Below are 21,851 nucleotides of genomic sequence, written 5' to 3'. Positions count from 1 at the left end.
CTGCAAAGCAGTCCGATACCTGCAGTCAGATTCCGTCGAAGTCGTAGGAGAGCGAACGTACTGGCTCGAAGGAGCGGCGGTGAATCGGGCACGGACCGTACTTCTTGAGCGCCTCGATGTGCTGCGCCGTGCCGTATCCCTTGTGCTGCGCGAAGCCGTACTCCGGATAGACCTTGTCGTACTCGTCCATGAGGCGGTCACGCGTGACCTTGGCGATGATTGAGGCCGCCGCTATCGAAGCGGACTTCGCGTCGCCCTTGATGATGGACTCTGAGGGCATCGGCAGCCTGTCGAGCGGCACGGCATCGATGAGGACTTCCTGCGGCTCCGGCCGCAGCGAGAAGATAGCCTCGTACATGCCGTTGATCGTCGCCTGGTAGATGTTGACGCGGTCGATTGTCTGCGCGTCAATGAGCGCTGTGCCGACGGCGATAGCCTTCTCCTGGATCTCATCGAAGAGCTCCTCGCGGACCTTGGCCGAGATCTTCTTCGAGTCATTGAGCTTCGGCAAGCAGAGGTCGTGTGGCAGGATGACGGCCGCCACCGAGACAGGACCGGCGAGCGGACCGCGGCCCGCCTCGTCGACGCCCGCCACGATCTCGTGGCCGCGCGCCCAAGCCGCATGCTCGTAGGCGTAGAGCTTCAGCAATCGTTCGTGCTCCGCCTGTGCCTTCTCGTAGCGGCGCACGAGGCGGGCCGCAGCCTTGCGCGTATCCGCGCGGCAGGCGGCGAGGAATTCCTCGCTGACCGCGCCAGCGGCAAAGGCCGCCTCGAGTTCCTTTATCGTGCAGTCTGCGACGGCCTTCATGCCTCATCCCCCCGCTTCTCATCAGCAGCTTCCGTCGAGGCAGACTGGGGGACCTCATCGAGCGTGACGAGACCGAGCTTGCCGCTGCGGAACTCTGTCAGGACGATGTTCTGCGCCTTCTCGAGGTCGACGACGCCGCCCTTGACGAGGCAGCCGCGCTTGCGGCCGATGGCCTCTAAAAGCTCGATGCCATCTTCCGGCATATCCCCCTTGAACTTGAAGCGCTCCTGCAGGCGCTCCGGATAATCGCGGCGCATGACAGAGAGCAGGAGCGCCGTGACCTGCTCGCGGTCGTAGATGTCGTCGTTGATGGCACCCGTGAACGCAAGCTTCAGTCCGACCGTCTGGTCCTCGAACTTCGGCCAGAGGATGCCCGGCGTGTCGAGCAGGTCGAGCGCAGCGCCGATCTTGATCCACTGCTTCGCGCGCGTGACACCCGGCTTATCGGCTGCCTTCGCCTTGACCGCGCCGGCCAGGCGGTTGATGAGGGACGACTTGCCGACGTTCGGGATGCCGAGGATCATGCAGCGCGCCGCGCGCGGCCGACCGCCGTTCTTGACGAAACGGTCCGTCTTCGGTCGCGCGAGTTCCTCCGCCTTCGCGACAAGCTGCTTCATGCCGCGGCCCTTGACCGAGTCAATCGCGACCGCCGGGATGCCCTGCGCGCGGAAATACGCGAGCCAGCGCTTCGTGCTCGCCGCATCCGCGAGGTCCGACTTGTTGAGCGCGATGAGCCTTGGCTTGCCCTTGATGATCTCGGCGAGCATCGGGTTGGCACTGCTCGCCGGGATGCGCGCATCGAGCAGCTCGATGACAACATCGACGAGCTTGAGGTTCTCCTCGATGAGCCGCTGCGCCTTCTTCATATGGCCAGGGAACCACTGGATTCCCGGCAGGTCATTTCTTGTTTCTTTATCCATCTGTATCCTTATTCCTCCAAAATCTGCCCCATGGTGGGCAAGCCCATTTTCTCATCAACCGAGAGGTATTTCCTTATAATAGAGAAAGACAGCTGTACCAACTTGTACAGCTGTCTTTATTGTATCGGACTTCTTGCGCCTTGTAAAGTCAAGGCAGTACAGGGGCGCCCGCCCTAATATCTTTTTTCGTCACATTGTCATCAGTCTGACGCCAAGAGTCCAGCGAGTGTAAAACCATTTGTACAAATCGGTATTGCACGAACATACTTCATGCCCTATACTGATGATAAACAAGGTAAGGACGGACCGCTGGTATATTTATACAAAATTTTCATCTTCTAAGAGGAGGGGTTCTATGCCAACAATCAAATGGCTGCTAAAGGATAGCGGCTTGAGTAATCTGCGCTTACTCACTAGTTTCAGTCACATCAATAGCCCCATTCAAAGCGTGAATGTTTTGGATAATCCAGATGTCAGCAAGTGGTTCAAGAAGGATGAGTTGATTTTAACGACAGGCTTTATATTTTTGGGCAACCCAGAATTGCAGCGCAGTATTGTCCGCGACCTGAAAGAATTCGGATGCGCTGCACTTGCTATCAAGATTCGTCGTTACTTTCGGTCAATTCCAGAAGCCATCCTGGACGAAGCGGCAAAACTCGACTTCCCGATCATCGAGTTGCCTTTCTTCTACGGCTTTTCTACCATTTCTCAGGTTGTTTTCAATCAGCTGGATATCGAAGCGCATGCTCTGCCGATTGCACGGCAAGAATTTATCCAAAATTTCATGGATGATGTACTCAACCGTTCCTCTTGGGATGACCTGTTACAGGAACTCGCTGACTTCTTGGAAATGCCGGTAAGCCTGGTCGATGAACAAGAAATGCCACTCTGTTCTATTGCTCCAACAAATACGCTTCCAGATGATGAGTGGTTTCAGCGAATCATGGAAAATGCTTACAGCCAAGGTATCCCTGCCATAGAAAAACTAATGCTGAAAGACGCCGCACACAAAATGCAGATCATGGATCTTCCCAACCAGATGGGGAGACTTCTGATTTTTTATAAAAAAGAACAGATGATTCCTCCAGAAGATTTCTGGCAATGTATCTTAAGACTATTAGCGCTCGCTTTCGAGCAACAGAACTTCAGCCTTCAGAATCGCGAACATCATTCGTCTTTCTTTCTGCGTGCAGTCATGCAGAAACAGACACTGACCGAACAGGAGATCAAGAATCTATGCCTCTTTTACGGATTTGATTTCCACAAATCATGGATTTGCCTAACAACCAAGCTGCCAGCGCTAAAAGAGCTTTCCAATGATATGATGTCCAAAATGAAGCAGGATGTCCTGCAAACAGCGGCAGGATTCTCTACTCCTTTCATCTGCACGAACAATAACATATTCTGTTGCTTTTTCTTATTCCCTACGGATTGCCATCCTCTCAAAGCACTGCATACAGTACGCCAACTCGCACGAGAACTGATGAAAAAATGGAAACCCTATGCAGATCCTCCTATCCCCATCGGTATCAGCAGCTGCCATAACAGCATAGCATCGATTCGCCAGTCCTTAGAGGAAAGCCTGACAGCACTGAATACCAATACCAAAAATCTTGGTTCAATCCGCTCATACCTGCATCTTCTCCCTGCTCTGATGATAGCTAATCACCCCCAAAATCAGTCTATCCTGATTCACAATTTCCTAGAACCTGTCATCCAATATGATCATGAGCATCATACCAATTTAATAGGAACACTCCGTGCTTACCTAAATGCGAACTACAATGCCAGCCTGGCAGCAAAGTCGATGTATCTGCACCGGAATACAACCATCAACCACATCGAGAAAATAAAAGAACTGCTGGACATCCAGTTTGACAACGCAGAAGAAAATCATCTGATTTACCTTGCTCTTCTCGCTCTCGATATCCAACAGTAAACTCCAGTGGATTCTTTTATTTCATAGGTTCATATGTCCGTGCGGAATCCTGCACCAAGAGAAGTATATTTCATGAGGAAGTAATACGCTATACCCCCGATAAAAAATCCGAGGCACCATGCCAGCTTGACCTCTAGGAAAGCGGCGATAGCTCCTAGGAACATGGCAAGGATAGCGGCTTTATTGTACCCCGGCATAGATTCTTCTGAGGAATAAATCGTCGCAATATCAATTTCTTGCTTACGCAGAATGTAATACTCAATCAAGAGTATGGCAACAATTGGACCGAGGAATGCGGAATAGATGAGGATGAAGTAGGTCAGCCCCATAGCTGAAGAATCCTGCACCAAGATCCACGGACAGCTGCAGACAGCAAGCACGCCGGTAATGACAACTGCCACACGATAGTGTACCTTCGTCAGGAGAACCGTGACATAGGTAGGCGGCACGATATTGGCAACCATATTTACAGCGACAGCACCCATGACGATGAATGCGGAAATGAATACACTGATTGACGGATTATTAACGACCATCGGAATGGCCTTTGCTGGGTTGGAAATCCCCGTTACCGATGCGAGCATAGCGCCGATGCAGAGGACGGTTCCATAAGCCAGAGCAATCGGACAGAAATACAGCAAGCCGCGTTTTCCATGGCTGATGCCAGGTTCCAGTTCGCGTGAATAATCCGCAGCAGAAAGAAAAATTGCCGCATAGTTACCCATGAATGCCATGATGAAGCCAAAGAATTCAATTCCCCAGGTTCCTTCCGCATCAACCCACGTACTGACGATTTCTGCACTATGCTGAGATAGAAGGATATAGAAGACATAGAGCAGTGCCAGCATAATGACAACCGAGATAATCGATTCTACCCATTTGATGGCCTTGAAACCAAAGAAAGAGAGGACAATCTGCACAGCTTGCATGACGATGAAGCACATGAATTGCTGATCGATGCCAGCAACAATCTTCAGTATCTCATTCAATGCCGTTGCACCAATCCAGCTCTGGAAACCATACCATACGATGGCAGGGATGCCGCGGAGCAGTGATGAGATGATGCTGCCTTTGGCACCGAAGGACATGCGGAGCTGCATGACATACGGGATTCCTGTCTTATAGCCAAAACTATCATTCAGAGAAAAAATCACGGATATGATTGCAATGGCAATGAACGCCGCCGCCAGTGTCTGGTAGATATTCATCATGGCTGTACCCGCAACGACAAGACTTCCACCGAGAGTCATATTACCGAGATTTACACCATCTCCGAGCCACATCGACATATAGTTCCACGGATTGAGCTTCCGTTCCTCCGGCTTCTTGGGCAGCAGTGATTCATCGATTTCTACTGCCTTGTTTATCGCTACACACATGGAGACCACTCCTTTTTCTGGTAATTCATGGTAGATTGTCATCCTTTGCACATGATCATGCGGCCACGCGGCGTACCGATGATTTTCCCATCTCTCATGATGGTCTGTCCACGAAGGATTGTCTCATCGACAGCGCCTTTGAAGCGCGTCCCCATATAGGGGCTAACATGATGCTTGTAAAGGATATCGTCGGCTTTCAGGATGTATTCTCGATTCAGATCTATCAGTGCAAAATCTGCATCATAGCCTACCGCGATCTTTCCTTTTCCCTCAATCCGGAGAGATTTTGGCATGTTCTCACAGATCAGCTTCATGATTCTTGCTAATGGCACTTTCCGCGCATGGTAGCCGTGCGTAAGCAGCCCTGTCAGCGTGTGCTGTACAGAAGCGATGCCACCCCATGCCTTCATGAAAGAAACGCCCTCTTTCAAAGATGGGTCGGACGGAGAGTGATCGGAGTCCACATAATCAATATCACCTGCCAAGAGATGTGCCCACATGAGTGGCTGGTTCTCCTTGCTGCGGACCGGCGGCGAGCATTTTGCCACTGGGCCGAGAGCTGCGACCTCTTCATCCGTCAGGATCAGGTACTGCCCGATCGTCTCTACTGATACATCGACACCTCTTGCACGCGCTGCATTGATGATGTCGATGCTCTTGCCAAGGGATGCATGCGCGATGATCAGCTTGACGCCCGTTTCCTCGGCGAAGGTGATCATGCGCGTGATACTCTCAATCTCTGTGATGGGAGCATGTGCCGCAAAATACGCCCAGGCATCATCGCGTCCAGCTGCCGCCTGTTCAGCCCCGAGTTTTGCGGTCAGTGCATCATTTTCGCAATGGACCATGAGAGGGAGCCCGAGCTTCTTGATGATTTCCATGCCTTTGAGTGCGGAATAATCATCAATGCCCTTGAACTCTGGGATGCCGCTGTAGCAAGAGAATGCCTTGAATCCGACCACGCCACAGGCAGCCAATTCTTCGAGCCGGTCGAGATTGTCGGGCGTCAAGCCACCCCAGAACCCAAAATCCGTGTAGGAATCATGGCTGGCAATATCATATTTTTTCTGGAATTCTTCCTTATCGAGCAAGCAAGGACTGGAGTTGAGCGGCATATCGATGAATGTCGTGCCGCCACCAGCTGCAAGACCTGCGCTGCCGTCCTTGATGGTTTCCCATTCTGTACGGCCAGGCTCATCGAAATGCACGTGACCATCAAAAGTACCAGGGAACACTACTTTTCCCGTGGCATCGATTTCACGGTCTGCGGAGCCAGAAAGAGATGGCCCGATTTCAACAATTTTTTCTCCATCGACAGCGATATCGACCTGCTGCATTCCCTCAGGAAGCATGACCTTACCGCCACGGATTAGCAAGGAATAAGTATTCGACATGGTAAAGCACCCCCATCATCCTTCTGCCCACTGTTTCTTCACGAATTTTCCAAAGCCTTTCTCACCGACCAATTTGCCATCTTTGGCCATGACTTTACCACGCAGGATAGTGCAGACGGGAAGCCCCTGCCCTTTCATGCCGACAAAAGCAGAAATCTTATTGACATAGTACAGTGAATCTGCTGTGATTTCCCATTTGGCATCCGGGTCGAGGATGACCATGTCCGCATCGAACCCTGGACGGATGGCGCCCTTCTTGCCATAGAGGCCAAAGACACGAGCAGGGCCCTCGCCAATGGCATGGGCAATGACAGTCGGACTGACACCTCGTTTGACAACGCCTTCGCTGTAAGCTGCCTGTATGGTACTCTGGATGCTCGAGATGCCCCCCCATGCCCCAAAGATGCCATGCTTTTCCTCACTCTTTTCGCTGAGCTCACAGGGAGAGTGGTCGGAACCGATGCAGGAAAGCGTGCCATCTTCAACATAATGCCAGAGCGCATCGACATCTTCTGCACTGCGCAGAGGTGGTGCGCATTTGAAGAGGCTTCCATGTGCCAACACATCCTTATCGGTCATGCTCAGATAGTGCCCACAGGTCTCTGCCGTGACATCCACGCCATCGAGTTGTGCTTCCTTGATTGCCTGAGCGACCTTCGGATGGCTGACATGGCAGATATGCACTTTAGCACCAGTTTCTCTGGCACATTCGATGATATTCTGCGTTGCGACGAGTTCTGCAATGACCGGGCGTGAATCCAGGAAATCCTGCCAATCTGGCTTTGCTTTGCGCTTAGCTCGTTCTTCGCCCCATTTGATCAAGGAATAGTCCTCACAATGGAAACCGGCTCTCGCATCGAATTCCCTGAGGATCTCCATCGCTTCGCGCGCCTGACCAATGGTCAGCGGTACATAATCGGGAGAGACCGGCCCGATGAAACTCTTGAAAGCGACGCAGCCTTTTGCATCGAGTTCTTTGAGGTCAGCAAAGTTATAGTCGACTAGTCCACCCCAGAAACAGTAATCGGTATAAGCTTGTGGCGCAACGATTTCCAGTTTCTTATCCATGATATTTCCATTGGTCATCGCCGGCTCATTCTGCAAGGGCATATCGATGATGGTCGTATAACCGCCAACGATAGCAGCTGCTGTACCATGCGTGTAATCTTCGCGCCAATTATATCCCGGATCATTCAGGTGCGCATGGCTGTCAATGCCGCCAGGGAATACGTATTTCCCTTTTGCATCAACCACGTCTCTTGCTTCAAACGGCAGCCCCGGTGCAAAAATCGCGGCAATCGTTTCGCCCTTCACGCCAACATTTGCGGAAAAAATCTGATCAGATGTGACAATCCTGCCATTCTTCACGACCAAATCAAACATCATCTTCGCCCCCATGATAATCACAGCTATACTAGCAGCTGTCACGCCTTACAGCGTATGGATCAAATCGTATAAGACTTCTGTCGCCTTGCCGAAGGACTCATACTCCGTATGCTCCTCCTGGCAATGACTGCGTCCATCTTTGCTCGGCACAAAGAGCATGACGGTATCATGATGCTGGCCGATGGCCAGTGCGTCATGACCAGCGCCACTTGGCATGCGGATGGCCTGGTAGCCATGTTTCTTGCAGGAATCTTCCATCATGTCCAGCATTGCACTGCTCATATCGACAGGCGTGATGCTGAGTTTTGTCTCGTACGAATACGATGCACCACATTTCGACGTTTCCTCTTCCAAAAGCGCCTGTATCTTCGTGGCAATCTTGTCGATGATCTCGTTCTTTGTCGAGCGGATATCGACACTGAAGGACATCTCCTGAGCAACGACATTCATGCCACCAGGGACGGCATGGACAAATCCGACCGTCGCAACGGTACCTGGCTCTTCAGCGCGCGCCAGGTCCCCGATCTTGCTGATGACTTTCGTCGCAATATCGACAGCATCTTTGCGCATGTGCATCGGCGTCGTCCCTGCATGGTCCGAACGGCCATGTACTGTGAATAAGTAACGTTGAATGCCAACGATACAGTTGACAAGGCCAAACTCCAGTTTCTCTGCATCGAGGACAGGCCCCTGTTCAATGTGCATCTCGATATAGTGGCCAATGCGATTCTTGTCCCAGGCAGCCTCCGTAACCTTCTCTGGGTCCAGGCCATAACGCTGCATAGCGTCATAAACACTGATATCATCCCGGTCCTTGAAGCGCTTGCACTGTTCCACATCCATCTCACCAAGGATGGAATACGAACCAAAATAGCCCGTACCAAAGCGACATCCCTCTTCATCCATGAAGGCTACAACGACGAAATCCGTATCGAGCATCGCATTTTCTTCCTGCAAGATACGCGCCAGCTCAATCGCTACCACCACGCCAGCGATACCATCGTAATCGCCGCCATTGTATACAGAATCATAATGTGAGCCGCAGACGATGGCCGGCAGGCTGCTGTCTTTGCCCTTGCGTGTGCCGATGATATTGCCGACACAGTCTTCCACCACATCAAGGCCAGCGTCTTTCATCGCTGCTTTCAGATATTCTGCCGCAGCTTTTGTTTCCCTGGAAAACGGCATACGCGTGCATCCCTTGCCCGGTGTTGCCGTAAAGGCTTTCAGGTCTTCCAGGTTCTTGCGGATGCGTGCCGTACTGATTTTCTTATCCATTGCGATTCTCCTTTATTTTTCCGGACTTGCCACAGGTCGGTCCAGGATTTGTTATAGCATCGATATAAGAGGCAGCTGTCTCATCGTTGTAGACGCCTTTGTTGAATACTCCAAGGGCCTTGCTGGTGAGCATGCCAACCAGGACATCGACATCGACATTCATCAGTGTGCGGAACATGCCCGAGAACCAGTCAATACCAATGAGGATGGCAACGGATTCGGTCGGAAGTCCCATCGTTGTAGCGAAGAAGGTGTAGACGACAATCATGCCACCTGGGACAACGATTGTTCCCATGCACATCAGGACGGCCAGCAAGATAGCCATGCCGAACTGCATCGGAGAGAGCGTGATTCCCGTGGACTGGCTCATGAAGAGGATGGCGAGGACATAGCACTGGACGGCACCGCAGCTATTCATCGACATCGTGATTGGACCAACGAAGTCTGTGACTTTGCGATCGACACCAAACTTTGTTACCATGTCTTCCATCTTGGTTGGCAGGCAGATTGCCGACGATGTTGTCGTCAGTGCCATCATCGACATCTTTCCATATTTGCTCGGCATTCTCATCGGATTGACGCCACAGATAGCCGCAACAGCAGGACAGTAAACAAGGAACTGGATCACATCACCGATGAGCAGGCAGCCAAGGAACTTGAGCATTGGCATGATGACGGCAAATCCCGTACCACCAGCTACATTTGCCAGCAGGCAGAAGATGCCGATTGGAGCGACCTTCATGACAGCCTTGATGATCTCCAAGATGACGCCATTGACAGCCGTCAGGAAATCCGTAACGATGGTAGTATGATGGTCACGCTGATAGATGCCTGTGCATGCACCAAAGAAGATAGAAAAGAGGATACATGGAACCATGGCGCCCGATGCCATCGATGAGAAAATATTCGTCGGCACAAAACCTACTAGTGTCTTCGTGATAGAAGTATCTGCTATCTGCGCAGTAGAAGCCGTGGTGCCAATATCGATACCAAGTCCCGGCTGGACCAAAAGGCCTAAGCCAACTCCAAGGAAAGCAGACAACAAGGTAAAGACGACAATGCTCGCGAATACAACCAAGCCCATTTTCCCAGAGCCATTCCCACCGAGTCCAGCAATGGCCCCGGCAACGGCTGTCATGACCAGTACGACAACTGACATCTGGATCAAGTTGATAAAGATATCACCAATGAATTTCAAGTTTGTTGCCCATGGGCCAACGACAGAACCAAAGATAATGCCGACAACTGTGGCAATGATGATCCACATGGTCAAAGAAAGCCCTGATTTGCCCTTCATAATATCGCTCCCTTTCCCGAAGCTTTCGTTCGTTTAAACAAAAAGAGCCTGAACAAGCCGGAAATGCTCCGACAAGTTCAGACTCCCTTGTCCTCTTTCTATGCGGTTAAAAGACCGGGCTGCCGATTACTGGCATCACAGTTCTACATCACGGTTGCAGTCTTTGGAATAGATGTAGATATAGTCTTCCGTGCCAACGGCGTAGCAGCCCTGCGGGCAGTAAGAATCCATGAATACATAATCGCCCTTCTTGAGCGGGATCCACTGATCATCCAAGAGATACATGCCCTTGCCTTGGAGGAACAGCATGCCATGCTGCTGCAAATGCGTCTCTGCGTAGCCATGCGATGCACCCGGCTCGAACTTGAGGATGTGCATGTTCATATCAAAGCCAAGATCCGTTGCCGACGGCAAGAAATCTTTGCTCTGTGCATTCTTCATGCCCTCATAGTCCATGTAAGGAACATCATTGATGTTGCCGACTACTGTGTGAGCGCTCGTTCCTTCAAGCGGGATATAGCGACGGCGATAGACATAGAGTCTGGCATCTTTACCGCTCTTGTTCTCGAACGTGAATGGCTTATCTGCCGGACTGAAGATGTAGCCGCCTTCCGTCAATTCTGCTTCTTTATCTGCATTCTTAACGCTCACCGATCCACTTATGACATAGAGGAACGACTCGATGCCATTGCCACCAATGCCCGTGTTCTTGCCGCCTGCATGTGCCGTGACAAGATAATCAGCAAACGTAGCGCCCATCTGTGGCGTGCCGAGGATCGTGACATCACAATCCGAATAGCCCGGTACAACGTTCTTGACGAGTCCGTCCGGTTCCAGGATGACATAGCCATTGCCAATGACAGAACGATTCGTCAGGATGTCTTTACGGTAACCCGTCTGACCATTCAAGTAACTCATATCAAATACTTCCTTTCCTAGAAAACAAAAGTTTGAAATTTATTTTTGGTCGGCTGCCGCCAGGAGCTCTGGTAAGATATCCTTCATGTCGGCAACGACTTTGTAATCAGCAAAACCGAAAATTGGGGCTTTTGGATCTTTGTTGATGGCAATGACCAAAGGATCTCCCTTGATTCCCTCCGTGAACTGGATGGCACCGGAAACGCCACAGATTAGGCAGGCTTCTGGTCGGATAACCGTACCGGATTCACCAATCTGTGCCTCAAAATCAATCCAGTGCTGATCGGCCATCGGACGGCTGCCAGCAAATGCAGCATTGATTTTCTGTGCATAAGATTTTGCCAGACTGAAGTTTTCTCCTTCTATGGCGCCTTTGCCAACGCAGACCACGCGCCTTGCCCCCAGAAGGTTACCTGCCGACTGGCTTTCTTCAAAGTCCAGAACCTCAAGAGCCGATGTCAGATTTTCCTTTTCGATGACCTGGATCTTCGGCGTCCCTGTCTGGGGTGCTGCTTCGTAGGAGCCTGGGATCAACGTGATGATTGCCGGCTTTGTCGTGATATCACACGTAACGAGTCCCTGACTGCCAAATGAGCTCTTGATCTGATGGACGACTACCTTGCCATCTACGGCTTCTGGCTTCAGTTCTTTGCAGGCCGCTGTCATGCCCGCGTCGAGCTTTACAGCAATACGCGAAAGCAAAGCTCTGGCCTGATGCTCCGACGGCGCAAGAATCGTCGACACATCACGGGAAGTGATGACATCTGCCATGACCTCGCTCAGCACATCCGTCTGCATTTCACCAATGCCGATCGTATGCAGGAGAATAACATCCGAAACGCCATCCAGCTTCAGTGCATCTTCATACAAAGGTGCCTGGTCATCAGCGGCGAGAACGGTGATGGTTTCTCCAGAAACTTTTGCGACTTCCTGTGCGGCAGTGACGAGCTCGGCTGTCTCCGGATTCAGACCGTTCTTGGTGATCTGTGCATAAACAACAATCTCAGACATCCTGCTCACTTCCTTCCAAAAGTTTCTGTATCTTTATGGCGATTTCCTTCGGAGTACCTGTAATCTCCTTCGCCTGCTTATTTGCCTCCGGCGCTGGATATACATCCGTGACGACAGACTTGACTTCCAAGTTCTCGAGGACGGATGGATCGCAGTCCTTCCCCGTCAAGACATGAATCTCTTTGTGGTTCGCTTTCATCTGCGCACGCAGTGTCGGGAGTTTCGGTTCATTGCAGCCAAATGGTACCGCTAAGAGGACTGGTCCTCTTGCCTTGATTTTCAACGTCCCCTGCTGCACCTTTTTGCCGATAAGCAGTGCACCGTCTCCATCCGGCTCTACGGATACGGCATCGGCGACATCCGGCATGCCGAGAAGTTCAGCGAGCATAGCACCAACCTGCCCGGTTGCACCATCACTGGATTCCGCTCCCGTGAAAACGATGTCGTATGATTTGCGTTTGACAAAATCGGCAAGTACACGAGCCGTGCCGAGTGTATCACGACCGGCAAAGCTGCGGTCGCTCAGGAGATACGCCTCATCTGCCCCAAGGGCTAGACACTTCTTCAAGGATGCCGCTGCACCATCCGGCCCCATCGTGTAGACATCGATACTGCTATCCGTTGCTTTCTTGAGCTGAGCAGCCATCTCCATCGCATTCAGATCACAGGGGTTCATATCGCACGTTGCATCGATACGACGGACACTATGCGTAACCGGATCGATTTCTACATCTTCACTGACGGGAACATGTTTTATACAGATTGCTATCTTCATGCGTCATCCGCCTCATTTCTTCAACAATCTCGAGAATGCCCATTCTTCGAGGAGCAATGTGCTTTCGCCTCGCATGATGTATTTTGCCAGATCACGGCTGACTGCCGGTGCCTCGATGACACCATTTCCGCCATAGCCCGTGGCCAGGAGATAGTTCTTGACCGGCGTGTCACCAATGATTGGCAGGAAATCGCGTGGCTCTGCACGATAAGACAGCCACGATGAACTCAGGCCTGCATCGACCAAGCCAGGAACATTCTTTTCCATCTGCTCGAACAGGAACTCAATGAAATAATCATCTGTGCCGCCGCGTTCCGGCAGTTTATCCGGGTCCCACTGGCCCGCATGCATTGGATTGTCCAGGTCCATCGACAGATGCGATTTACAGATGAAGATGTTGTTGCCGGCGCGCAGCGCATAGAATGCCGGGAATTTCAGGATGGGGAATACATAGTCGAGCTTTTCAGATGGTGCCATGAAGAATGCTTCTGCCTTCGTGTGCCAGATTGGCACTTCAAGGTCGACCATCTTGCCCGTGAAGCGGCTCCACGGCCCCGTGCAGTCCACGATGACATCATAAGCTTCCTGTTTGCCTTCCGACGTCGTAATGCCAACAGCTGCTCCACCTTCTACCTTGATATCCGTAACACCAACACCGATGATGACGGTTGCGCCATTCGCTTCCATCTTGCTGGCAAAATTATTGGAAATCATCGTACCATCGAAGTACCCATCATCTGCCGTATAGCCTGCACCGATAATGGAATCCGGATCAATCATCGGAAGAATCTTCTTGATTCTGTCTTTATCCGTGATGTATTCACCCGTGTAACCTGCGGATTTTGCCAGTGCAATACCTGTCTTGATGCGTTTTTCGTCTTTTTCATCCAATGCACAGACCAGCGTGCCCGTCTTGTCAAATCCAGCCGATCCCCTTTTTTCCTTCTCCATCTTACAGTATGTCTCAAAACCATAAAGGCGGACATCCCAATAGCGATTATTCAGGGAATCATCGAACAGGCATACCGTACCCGCTGATTTCGATGTCGTGCCAGCACCGATGCGGCCTTTTTCATAAAGCGTGACTTCTGCATCATCATAGAGGCTCAGATTATAACCAAGAGCCGTACCAGAAATACCGCCGCCGATAATGCAAATCTTCTTCTTTGCCATAATGTCTTCTCTCCTATCCTAATACAGAATATCCTATCCTTATTCTTCACTAAGGCGGCGTAAGGTGGCCGCTAAAAGGTCTGTGCCCTTAGCAAGATCATCCATATCAATCGATTCTTTCCGGTCATGACTGATGCCATCTTTACAGGGGATGAAGATCATCGCTGCATCTGTGATGTCACCCAACATCAGGCTGTCATGATAAGCACCACTGATCATATCGAGTACAGGAAGCTCCAGTTCTTTTGCACTTTCATGCAAGAGTTCTCGGATGCGCGGACTGCAGATGTACGGTGTATCGTTATTCAGCTGTTCCAGTTGATAGGTAACACCGCGGTTCCTTGTGATTTCATCAATCTTTTCCTGCAATGCCTCGACCAAGTCATCCTTATCCTGTGCCGAGATGGAGCGGATATCGATGGAGAAATTCGCTTGCCCCGGAATGACATTTGCTGCGCCAGGGTCCAATTTCATCGCGCCGACTGTTCCCGTGATGTATTCACTATCTGAGGCTTTCGCTAAGTGCTCGAGTGCCAGAGCAATCTCAGCTGACGCCATAAAGGCATCGCGGCGATCCTCCATACTCGTGCCGCCGGCATGCGATTGAATGCCATGAATCTCGCATCGCAGATTTGTCGGTGCACAAATGCCAGTGACAATACCAACAGAGATGCCCTTGTCCTGCAAGATCCTGTTTTGCTCGATATGCAGCTCAAGACTTGCGTGGACCCTCGGCTTTGTAGAAAAGTCTCGATTGAATCGCTCTGGCTCAAAACCATCATGGCTGAGGACATCAAAGATGCTCTCACCAGCCATATTTCTTGCGTCCTTTAAATCTTGCTGATGAATGCGACCGACAATCGCGCGACTGCCAATACAGCACATCCCGAAACGACTCATTTCCTCTCCAGCATAAGCATTGACGAAGATACTCCGTTTCGGCTGATAGCCATCACTTTTCATCATGCGGATAACTTCCAGAGCTGCAAATACGCCGGCCATTCCATCATAGCGCCCACCATGCGGAACCGTATCGATATGTGAACCGGTCCAGACAGGCGGACGTTCTGGATGACATCCTTTATATTCTCCATATATATTGCCGACACAATCCTCATGGATCTCAAGGCCGAGATCTTGCATTTCCTTCTTTAAATATTCGCGAGCCCGATAGAACTCCTTTGTATAAACGGCTCGAGTTGTACCTTCTCCAGGCGTTGCATTGAAGGTATCGATTCTCATTAGCCAATCATTCAATTGTGCTGCATCTGCTTTCATAAAATCGTACCTCCTAAATAGACAAAGCGGCGCACGAGTAACATTTTACTTTACTAATGCGCCGCTGCATATTTCATATCGCCTTTTATGGTTACAGTATAGCGGGAATGCGCTCCTTTAACAATATACACACTGCATATTTTAGCTGTATACAATTAGGCATATTGTATACTATCGAAATCAAGCCATGAATCTTTGAACGAATCTTTGCCGTTTGAGTCCCCATACATGCAAGGAACATCTTTTGCCTAATTCTAACATGACATGGTACAATAGAACCAACGATACCAATCTAGAACGACTGACAGAATCAGGAGTGATTACCATGAAAAGATATGCCCTTATCCCCGCGCTTGCGCTCACAGCCTTTGCTGTCCCCCTGTCCGCGATGCCGGTGGCCTCTGCCTCGTTTGGCACGGGCATCGGCGTCTCGTTCCCGACCTCGGGCTCGCACAGCAGCGAGATTGTGCCGTCGTACGCGGCCTTCAGCTTCGACAGCATTGTCGAGGAGCTGACCGTCGAGGAGAAGCACGGCCGGCTCGTCATGGAGCTAAAAGTCACGAATGACGGCGACAGCGACTACTCCGTCGCCCACCGCGACGGGCAGGTCTACGACTTCGCCATCCTCGACAAGAATGGCAAGACGCTCTACCGCCGGTCGGACGGCATGGCCTTCACGCAGGCCCTGACGAGCTCTTCCGTCGCCGCCCACAAGAGCGAGGTCTACACGGCCGAGCTCGACCGCAAGGCCTACCGCAAGATCAAGGACGACGCGGTGCTCGTGACGGCCTGGCTTGTCGACACGCCCTACAAGCTCACGACGCGCATGCCGACAAAAGTCGGCAGCTCCACGCCCGTGACCCTGCACGGCGGCATCGTCATCGGCAACGGCCCCTGGTATGACGACTGAGCCACTCCCAGAGCCCGCGCCATATGTGACAAAACGCCATGGTTATGCTATATTATAGGAAAATAGTTTACAATCTGTATGTATCTTTAGCAAAGGATGTGTATCATTTTTGGACAATACTGACGCGGGCCTATTGCTCGTCTTACTCCTGTTACTGCTGCTGGCTAACGCCTTTTTCTCGCTCATCGAGACGGCCCTCACAGAGAGCCACCGCGGACGGCTCGAGAAGCTCGCCGAAGACGGCAATCAAGATGCCGAGGCAGCGCTCGGCCTGCTCGAGAACGTCGAAGCGCCGCTCTCGCTCGTCCAGGTCGGCATCACGCTGACTGGCATCCTCATGGGCATCTGCACCGGCGCCTTCATCGCGCCGTACCTCGCCAGCTTCATCGCCTTCCTGCCGCATGCCACGACGATTGCCATGCTCTTCAGCATCGTCGTCGTGACGTACATCACCCTGCTCTTCAGCGAATTCCTGCCGAAGAAGAAGGCCGCACAGAACCCTGAGCACATGCTCATGAAGTACCATGGCATCGTCGCAAGGCTTACGCGCCTCGCGCGCCCCTTCATCCGCTTCCTGTCCGGCTCTGCGGGCGGCGTCCTCCTGCTGCTCGGCATCAACCCGCACGTCGAGGACACCGTCACCGAAGACGAGGTCAAGGACCTCATCGAGCAGGGCACCGAGGACGGCACCTTCGAGAAATCCGAGCAGGCCATGGTCGACCGCATCTTCCACATGAGCGACCAGACCGCCTACTCCCTGATGACGCCGCGCACCCAGATGCTCTGGCTCGACCTGACCGACTCCCTGCGCCACAACCTGCGCATCATCCGCGAACATCCGCAGAACGTCTTCCCCGTCGGCCGCGAGAATCTCGACGACTTCTGCGGCGTGCTCTACGCCAAGGACCTCCTCAACGCCTCGCTCGAGCGCAAGTCCCTCGACCTCGCGCAGTACATCCGCAAGCCCATGTTCGTGCCGCGCTCGATGGAGACCTTCCGCGTGCTCGCCAAGTTCCGCGATACCGGCATCCACGAGGCCATGGTCCTCGACGAGTACGGCGGCGTCGTCGGCTTCATCACCCTCAGCGACATCCTGCAGGAGATCATCGGCGACTCCATGTCCAACGTCGAGCCTGACCCAATCCAGTTCACCCCACGCGACGAGCACTCCTGGTACGTCGACGGCCTCTGCTCCATCGACGACTTCAAAGAGCGCTTCGACATCGCCGAGCTCCCCGACGAAGACCACGACCACTACCAGACCATGGGCGGCTTCTTGACCTCCTACTTCGGCTACATCCCAAAAGTCGCCGAGAAATGTGAGTGGAACGGCTTCACCTTCGAAGTCGTCGACATGGACCGCGCCCGCATCGACAAAATCCTCGTCACCCGCGAGGAAAACACCGACGCTGCCCCCGCAGCGCCGTCTGATGCCAAAAAAGACAGCGACAAGTAAATCACCTTAAAACAAAAACGAGACTGTACCCTGGATGCAATAGCATCTGGTCTACAGTCTCGTTTTTTGATTCAGCGATTCAATAAAAATACGATACGGCCAATAATCTTCTCACTTCAGAAAGGATATGAGCGCCCCTAGAATTTCTCGTGCTTGAAGCTGATGAACATGTACTTGTATAATAGAAGCAGGAAGGAGGTGAATGAAATGGAACAGAAGAAGATGGTGGATTATGCCTACCATTACGGCCTGAAAGTCCGCATCTACCCCAGCCAGCAACAGAAAAAGACGATCCAGCGCAATGCGGATGCGGCGCGCTGCGTCTACAATGAACATGTCGCTGTGAACAAGGAGATTGCTCAGTTCGGCAAACGGAGCATCTACATCGACTTCATCGAGAAGCGCATCGAGGCACTGCGCGAACGAATCAGCACTGTAACGGCGCTGAAAGACCGTTATCCGTGGCTTCGCCACAGTGACATCGATTCACTTAGCATTGCCAATGCACGGCAGAACTACCAGCGTGCTTGGAAGCAGTTCCGCACCGTTCATCATGCTGGCGTGCCGAACTTCCATAAGAAATCGTCTGTCGAGTCGTATCAGACGAATCCACATTACGGCAAGGACACGAAGATCTCTCTGTTCACCAGCAATGCCCGCTTCCTCGACAAGCATCACCTGATGCTGCCCAAGCTCAAGCGCATCCGCTTCCAAGGCTCATGTAAAATGCTGGGCCGGCTTTTCGCCATGAAGGAAGTCCGCATCGGTACAATTACCATCACAAAGGACGGTCTGCACCGCTATTTTGCGTCATTCCAGCTTGGCTCCGATGAGCCATTCATAAAAGCCTGTCCGAAAACAAAGGCAGAGATTGGCATCGACCTGAACATCGAGAACTTCTATGCCGACTCGAACGGCGAAATCTTGGCCAATCCGCGCTATTACCGCAGGCAGAAACGCCGACTGGCCAACGCACAGCGCAAACTGAGCCGTCGGATTGTCCGTGCCAAGAAAGAGCATCGCCCACTCCGCGAGGCAAAGAACGTCGAAAAACAGCGTCTGCTCGTCGCCAAGCTCACGGCACAAGTCATGCAACGCCGCAAGGATTTCCTGCACCGCACTTCCACGATACTGATCAAGAACCACGATCTGGTCGCAGCAGAAGAACTGCGGAGCCGGAACTTGCTGAAGAACCATGCCTTGGCCATGAGCATCCAAGACAACGGCTGGCGGATGTTCCTTGGTATGCTAACCTATAAGGCCGCACTGTATGGCAAAAACTTCGTCACCGTCGACCCGCGGAATACGACGCAAACCTGCCACGCTTGTGGCCATATCATGAGCGGCAAAGAGAAACTGACGCTCAAGGACCGCGAGTGGATCTGCCCGAAATGTGGGATACACCACATTCGCGACGTGAATGCGGCCAAGAACATCCTAGCGCGAGCCAAAGCAAAGCTCGCATCCATGCATTGATGCAACTGCATCCGTCCGTTTGGCAACTTGCGGACGTTAATGGCTTTGGTAATTGCCGAGCCTCTGCTCTATCTCGCAGGACTGCGAGTGCAGTAAGCTTGGCCTATCTAAGCAAATTGAGGTGTCGCAAGATTCCCTCAAGCTCGCGACTTCAGTCGTGGGTAGTTGACTCCACGCTCCTCATGCGAGAAAGATGCTTAAAAATCTGATAGAGCCTTATCTTATAAGGTTTTCAGGTATGCAAAATTTGAAATGGATTATAATCTACAATGTCATTCTGCAGATAATCAAACCATGGTTCCTCCCAAAAAGACGTGTTGGTCTCCCTTGGGTTAGTTTCATCCTCGCCGTATTCATATCCTTCATCATGCTGGTCCCAATAATTGGGGTCAAAGCCTTCATCTTCCAGTTCCATGAAAGCCCAACGAAAAGCATATATGAATACTTCTCTTTTAGTTCTGCATTTATAATGATCATCTGGTATATCACCCGCATTATGAACATCTACGGATATATCCAACTCAAGATAGTTGCTTGTAGATTGCACTGAAAGTGTCGCTCCAACGCCTTCTTCATCAATGTAAATTTCTTCAGCCGTGCTGCCGTTTTCAATGTTCTTTATCATTTTAAGGATATCATCAAATGGCGAATAAAGATAGGACAGACGCAAATAGAATTGATCATCTGATAGGCGCAAATTCATTTTAACCCAACCATTTTTTTCTACATCAAAAGAAACAGAAAAGTTCTTAAACAAAATTTTTCCCTGCTCTTCAAGCTCAAGCAGCTTATCCACTTCACTCCAATATTGTTGTTTGCGAAAGACAAAACTCCCCAGGCCACTATAATCCCAGTTCTTACGATGATACATATTGAATCCGTACCAGGTTACTACATTTTTTCCTACTTCAATAGCGACATTTAATGGCCAACAATCAATCACCCCACAGCCACACCCAAAAATTGAAACGCATTCCTCCTCAGCATAATCATTGTGTAGTGACTGATAAAGGTCCATCGGAGTAATTGGAGCGTGTCCTGCTATTTCAGGATTCCCTTCTCTCTTTGCAAACGGAAGTTCTTGCTTGCATACTTTTTCTCTAAAGTTCTCTCCGTTGATATATATTTCAACTGCTGCCATTGGAAAGCTGTCTGGACCATAACGATAGCCAGTCAGCCGAAATTCCAACACATCCCTAGCAATATTATACTCTGACATAGTTTTCCTCCATAGTTCCGGTTTCCGGGTTAAATCCATCGATATACATCTGAGCACCATGTGACAATAGGAGTTTCTCTTGAACTTCACTATACTCCTCACCATAAACAGAAATCGAATCTGATACCATGCTTAATACTGACGATTTAATATACCATTCATCACGCATAATACACATATCCTCAAAATTTGTATTGTAATTTGGATTTGCCCCTCGATTAAGCAGGAACTCCATGACACCTACATCACATATATCTTCAGATTCACATAGTGGTGAACACAAGCACCCAAATCCATATGAATTTATATCTGCCCCTTGACTGATCAAATAATCAATACATTCTTTCATTTTTGATATCCTTGATTTTAGTTCTGATTTTCCAAAGACATCAAGTTCATCTAAGTAAAAATCTTGTATTGCTTCCACACATTTATAAATTGGCGATTCTCCGTCTTTATTTAAAGCGAATATATTAGCTCCATCTTGAATAGCAGATTTTATCGCCCCAATATCTAAATTCTCACAAGCCGTAAATAATGAATCATCTTTAACAGCATACCGATTAATCTCTTGACCATGGAGCAACTCCATATCCAATAACGATAGTGTTACAAAATAGTCCTTTATTTCCTCCCACTTATATGAAACATCCTTTTGTTTGTATCTTTCAGAGTCTAATAAATCTCCCTCTCTATATGTTTCATCTACGTTTTCAGTATCTATTATGATATTAACAGTAGGCGACACCTCATTCGACAAGGAAATAGTAGTAAAATATTCATTTTTCACTTTATAGTTAGTCGAAAAAAATGAACCTTCTGATACTCTTACCATACCGGATGAACAAAAAATCTTAAGCATTTCATAAAATGCTGCAATCTGATCATCCGTTGATTCATGGATGTATGGGTAGTGTCAAGATTCTTTCGCAAATTCATTTCATCCGCCAGTAAATATCGGCATCAGATGTATGGATTTTCCTCGTCAGCTGGCTGCTCAATTTCCATCTTGAATAGATGCTCCATGTCCATATAGCGTTTTGAGCCCCATTCTGAGGCGGCAACATGGCGAAGTCTGGCACAGACGAGCATCAGCGCACTGTTGCCATCAGGAAATGCACCAATGGCCCTTGTACGGCGGCGTATCTCGCGATTTACTCGTTCCGTCAAGTTATTCGTGCGGATCCGACTCCAATGCTCAGTAGGAAAATCCATGTAAGTCAAAGTTTCGCCA

The 21,851-nt window shown here is 50.6% G+C and carries 19 protein-coding genes; 4 read left to right on the top strand and 15 right to left on the bottom strand.

Translation table 11 applies throughout. The annotated features are described in order from the left end of the window. Positions 1–25: 25 nt before the first annotated feature. Positions 26–808, bottom strand: a complete 783-nt coding sequence (locus T518_RS09175; RefSeq protein ID WP_036378427.1) for a ribonuclease HII — start codon at positions 806–808, stop codon at positions 26–28. Then, positions 805–1,728: a ribosome biogenesis GTPase YlqF gene (gene ylqF / locus T518_RS09170; protein ID WP_036378426.1), complete on the bottom strand. Its 924-nt coding sequence runs from the start codon at positions 1,726–1,728 to the stop codon at positions 805–807. Before ylqF ends, T518_RS09175 begins: the two co-directional genes overlap by 4 nt. Before the next feature lie 355 nt (positions 1,729–2,083). Between ylqF and T518_RS09165 the strand changes: the two genes are divergently transcribed. After that, positions 2,084–3,667: a PucR family transcriptional regulator gene (locus T518_RS09165; RefSeq protein WP_036378425.1), complete on the top strand. Its 1,584-nt coding sequence runs from the start codon at positions 2,084–2,086 to the stop codon at positions 3,665–3,667. 29 nt (positions 3,668–3,696) lie between these two features. Here the strand turns inward: T518_RS09165 and T518_RS09160 are convergent, their stop codons facing one another. From T518_RS09160 to T518_RS09115, 10 genes are all read right to left on the bottom strand, one after another. Beyond that, a complete protein-coding gene (locus T518_RS09160) occupies positions 3,697–5,046 on the bottom strand; it encodes an NCS1 family transporter (RefSeq protein ID WP_036378424.1) in 1,350 nt (449 codons plus the stop codon). Positions 5,047–5,084: 38 nt separating this feature from the next. After that, positions 5,085–6,440, bottom strand: coding sequence for an allantoinase AllB (gene allB / locus T518_RS09155; protein ID WP_036378423.1), 1,356 nt, complete (start codon positions 6,438–6,440; stop codon positions 5,085–5,087). Between the two features lie 15 nt (positions 6,441–6,455). Beyond that, entirely contained in the window at positions 6,456–7,826 is a 1,371-nt protein-coding gene (gene allB / locus T518_RS09150) for an allantoinase AllB (protein WP_248617181.1), read from the bottom strand. A 45-nt stretch (positions 7,827–7,871) separates the two neighbouring features. Next, on the bottom strand, positions 7,872–9,104 hold the full coding sequence (locus T518_RS09145) for a M20 family metallo-hydrolase (protein ID WP_036378422.1): 1,233 nt from the start codon (positions 9,102–9,104) through the stop codon (positions 7,872–7,874). After that, on the bottom strand, positions 9,097–10,401 hold the full coding sequence (locus T518_RS09140) for a dicarboxylate/amino acid:cation symporter (protein WP_051652279.1): 1,305 nt from the start codon (positions 10,399–10,401) through the stop codon (positions 9,097–9,099). The genes T518_RS09145 and T518_RS09140 overlap by 8 nt, the downstream gene beginning before the upstream one ends. Before the next feature lie 135 nt (positions 10,402–10,536). After that, complete coding sequence (allE, locus tag T518_RS09135) at positions 10,537–11,319, bottom strand: (S)-ureidoglycine aminohydrolase (protein WP_036378420.1); 783 nt, start codon at positions 11,317–11,319, stop codon at positions 10,537–10,539. 39 nt (positions 11,320–11,358) lie between these two features. Then, a complete protein-coding gene (locus tag T518_RS09130) occupies positions 11,359–12,330 on the bottom strand; it encodes an electron transfer flavoprotein subunit alpha/FixB family protein (RefSeq protein WP_036378419.1) in 972 nt (323 codons plus the stop codon). Further along, a complete protein-coding gene (locus tag T518_RS09125) occupies positions 12,323–13,006 on the bottom strand; it encodes an electron transfer flavoprotein subunit beta/FixA family protein (RefSeq protein WP_162177226.1) in 684 nt (227 codons plus the stop codon). Before T518_RS09125 ends, T518_RS09130 begins: the two co-directional genes overlap by 8 nt. 111 nt (positions 13,007–13,117) lie before the next feature. Then, a complete protein-coding gene (locus tag T518_RS09120) occupies positions 13,118–14,278 on the bottom strand; it encodes an NAD(P)/FAD-dependent oxidoreductase (RefSeq protein WP_036378416.1) in 1,161 nt (386 codons plus the stop codon). A gap of 39 nt (positions 14,279–14,317) precedes the next feature. Then, on the bottom strand, positions 14,318–15,556 hold the full coding sequence (locus T518_RS09115; RefSeq protein ID WP_036378415.1) for a M20 family metallo-hydrolase: 1,239 nt from the start codon (positions 15,554–15,556) through the stop codon (positions 14,318–14,320). Between the two features lie 325 nt (positions 15,557–15,881). Between T518_RS09115 and T518_RS09110 the strand changes: the two genes are divergently transcribed. The 3 genes from T518_RS09110 to T518_RS09100 all read left to right on the top strand — a co-directional run bounded on the left by T518_RS09110 (position 15,882) and on the right by T518_RS09100 (position 19,398). Continuing rightward, positions 15,882–16,466, top strand: coding sequence for a BsuPI-related putative proteinase inhibitor (locus T518_RS09110; protein ID WP_051652277.1), 585 nt, complete (start codon positions 15,882–15,884; stop codon positions 16,464–16,466). Positions 16,467–16,575: 109 nt separating this feature from the next. Further along, positions 16,576–17,922: a hemolysin family protein gene (locus T518_RS09105; RefSeq protein ID WP_036378414.1), complete on the top strand. Its 1,347-nt coding sequence runs from the start codon at positions 16,576–16,578 to the stop codon at positions 17,920–17,922. 207 nt (positions 17,923–18,129) lie between these two features. Beyond that, positions 18,130–19,398: an RNA-guided endonuclease InsQ/TnpB family protein gene (locus T518_RS09100; protein ID WP_036378413.1), complete on the top strand. Its 1,269-nt coding sequence runs from the start codon at positions 18,130–18,132 to the stop codon at positions 19,396–19,398. A 232-nt stretch (positions 19,399–19,630) separates the two neighbouring features. Here the strand turns inward: T518_RS09100 and T518_RS09095 are convergent, their stop codons facing one another. From T518_RS09095 to T518_RS09085, 3 genes are all read right to left on the bottom strand, one after another. Beyond that, entirely contained in the window at positions 19,631–20,617 is a 987-nt protein-coding gene (locus T518_RS09095; RefSeq protein ID WP_036378412.1) for a hypothetical protein, read from the bottom strand. Beyond that, entirely contained in the window at positions 20,604–21,479 is an 876-nt protein-coding gene (locus T518_RS09090) for an ankyrin repeat domain-containing protein (protein ID WP_155948124.1), read from the bottom strand. The genes T518_RS09095 and T518_RS09090 overlap by 14 nt, the downstream gene beginning before the upstream one ends. A 101-nt stretch (positions 21,480–21,580) precedes the next feature. After that, positions 21,581–21,851: transposase (locus T518_RS09085; protein ID WP_036378409.1), on the bottom strand; the 271-nt coding region annotated here is incomplete at its 5' end.

The organism is Mitsuokella jalaludinii DSM 13811, from assembly GCF_000702905.1.
Lineage (GTDB): Bacteria > Bacillota > Negativicutes > Selenomonadales > Selenomonadaceae > Mitsuokella > Mitsuokella jalaludinii.
This window is presented reverse-complemented; position numbering and strand designations above follow the sequence as displayed.

What these genes read in the sequence shown, in the direction of transcription:
- T518_RS09175 (WP_036378427.1), bottom strand. Translation starts at nt 808, where the DNA reads ATGAAGGCCGTCGCAGACTGCACGATAAAGGAACTCGAGGCGGCCTTT.
- ylqF (WP_036378426.1), bottom strand. Translation starts at nt 1,728, where the DNA reads ATGGATAAAGAAACAAGAAATGACCTGCCGGGAATCCAGTGGTTCCCT.
- T518_RS09165 (WP_036378425.1), top strand. Translation starts at nt 2,084, where the DNA reads ATGCCAACAATCAAATGGCTGCTAAAGGATAGCGGCTTGAGTAATCTG.
- T518_RS09160 (WP_036378424.1), bottom strand. Translation starts at nt 5,046, where the DNA reads ATGTGTGTAGCGATAAACAAGGCAGTAGAAATCGATGAATCACTGCTG.
- allB (WP_036378423.1), bottom strand. Translation starts at nt 6,440, where the DNA reads ATGTCGAATACTTATTCCTTGCTAATCCGTGGCGGTAAGGTCATGCTT.
- allB (WP_248617181.1), bottom strand. Translation starts at nt 7,826, where the DNA reads ATGATGTTTGATTTGGTCGTGAAGAATGGCAGGATTGTCACATCTGAT.
- T518_RS09145 (WP_036378422.1), bottom strand. Translation starts at nt 9,104, where the DNA reads ATGGATAAGAAAATCAGTACGGCACGCATCCGCAAGAACCTGGAAGAC.
- T518_RS09140 (WP_051652279.1), bottom strand. Translation starts at nt 10,401, where the DNA reads ATGAAGGGCAAATCAGGGCTTTCTTTGACCATGTGGATCATCATTGCC.
- allE (WP_036378420.1), bottom strand. Translation starts at nt 11,319, where the DNA reads ATGAGTTACTTGAATGGTCAGACGGGTTACCGTAAAGACATCCTGACG.
- T518_RS09130 (WP_036378419.1), bottom strand. Translation starts at nt 12,330, where the DNA reads ATGTCTGAGATTGTTGTTTATGCACAGATCACCAAGAACGGTCTGAAT.
- T518_RS09125 (WP_162177226.1), bottom strand. Translation starts at nt 13,006, where the DNA reads ATGAACCCCTGTGATCTGAATGCGATGGAGATGGCTGCTCAGCTCAAG.
- T518_RS09120 (WP_036378416.1), bottom strand. Translation starts at nt 14,278, where the DNA reads ATGGCAAAGAAGAAGATTTGCATTATCGGCGGCGGTATTTCTGGTACG.
- T518_RS09115 (WP_036378415.1), bottom strand. Translation starts at nt 15,556, where the DNA reads ATGAAAGCAGATGCAGCACAATTGAATGATTGGCTAATGAGAATCGAT.
- T518_RS09110 (WP_051652277.1), top strand. Translation starts at nt 15,882, where the DNA reads ATGAAAAGATATGCCCTTATCCCCGCGCTTGCGCTCACAGCCTTTGCT.
- T518_RS09100 (WP_036378413.1), top strand. Translation starts at nt 18,130, where the DNA reads ATGGAACAGAAGAAGATGGTGGATTATGCCTACCATTACGGCCTGAAA.
- T518_RS09095 (WP_036378412.1), bottom strand. Translation starts at nt 20,617, where the DNA reads ATGTCAGAGTATAATATTGCTAGGGATGTGTTGGAATTTCGGCTGACT.
- T518_RS09090 (WP_155948124.1), bottom strand. Translation starts at nt 21,479, where the DNA reads ATGCTTAAGATTTTTTGTTCATCCGGTATGGTAAGAGTATCAGAAGGT.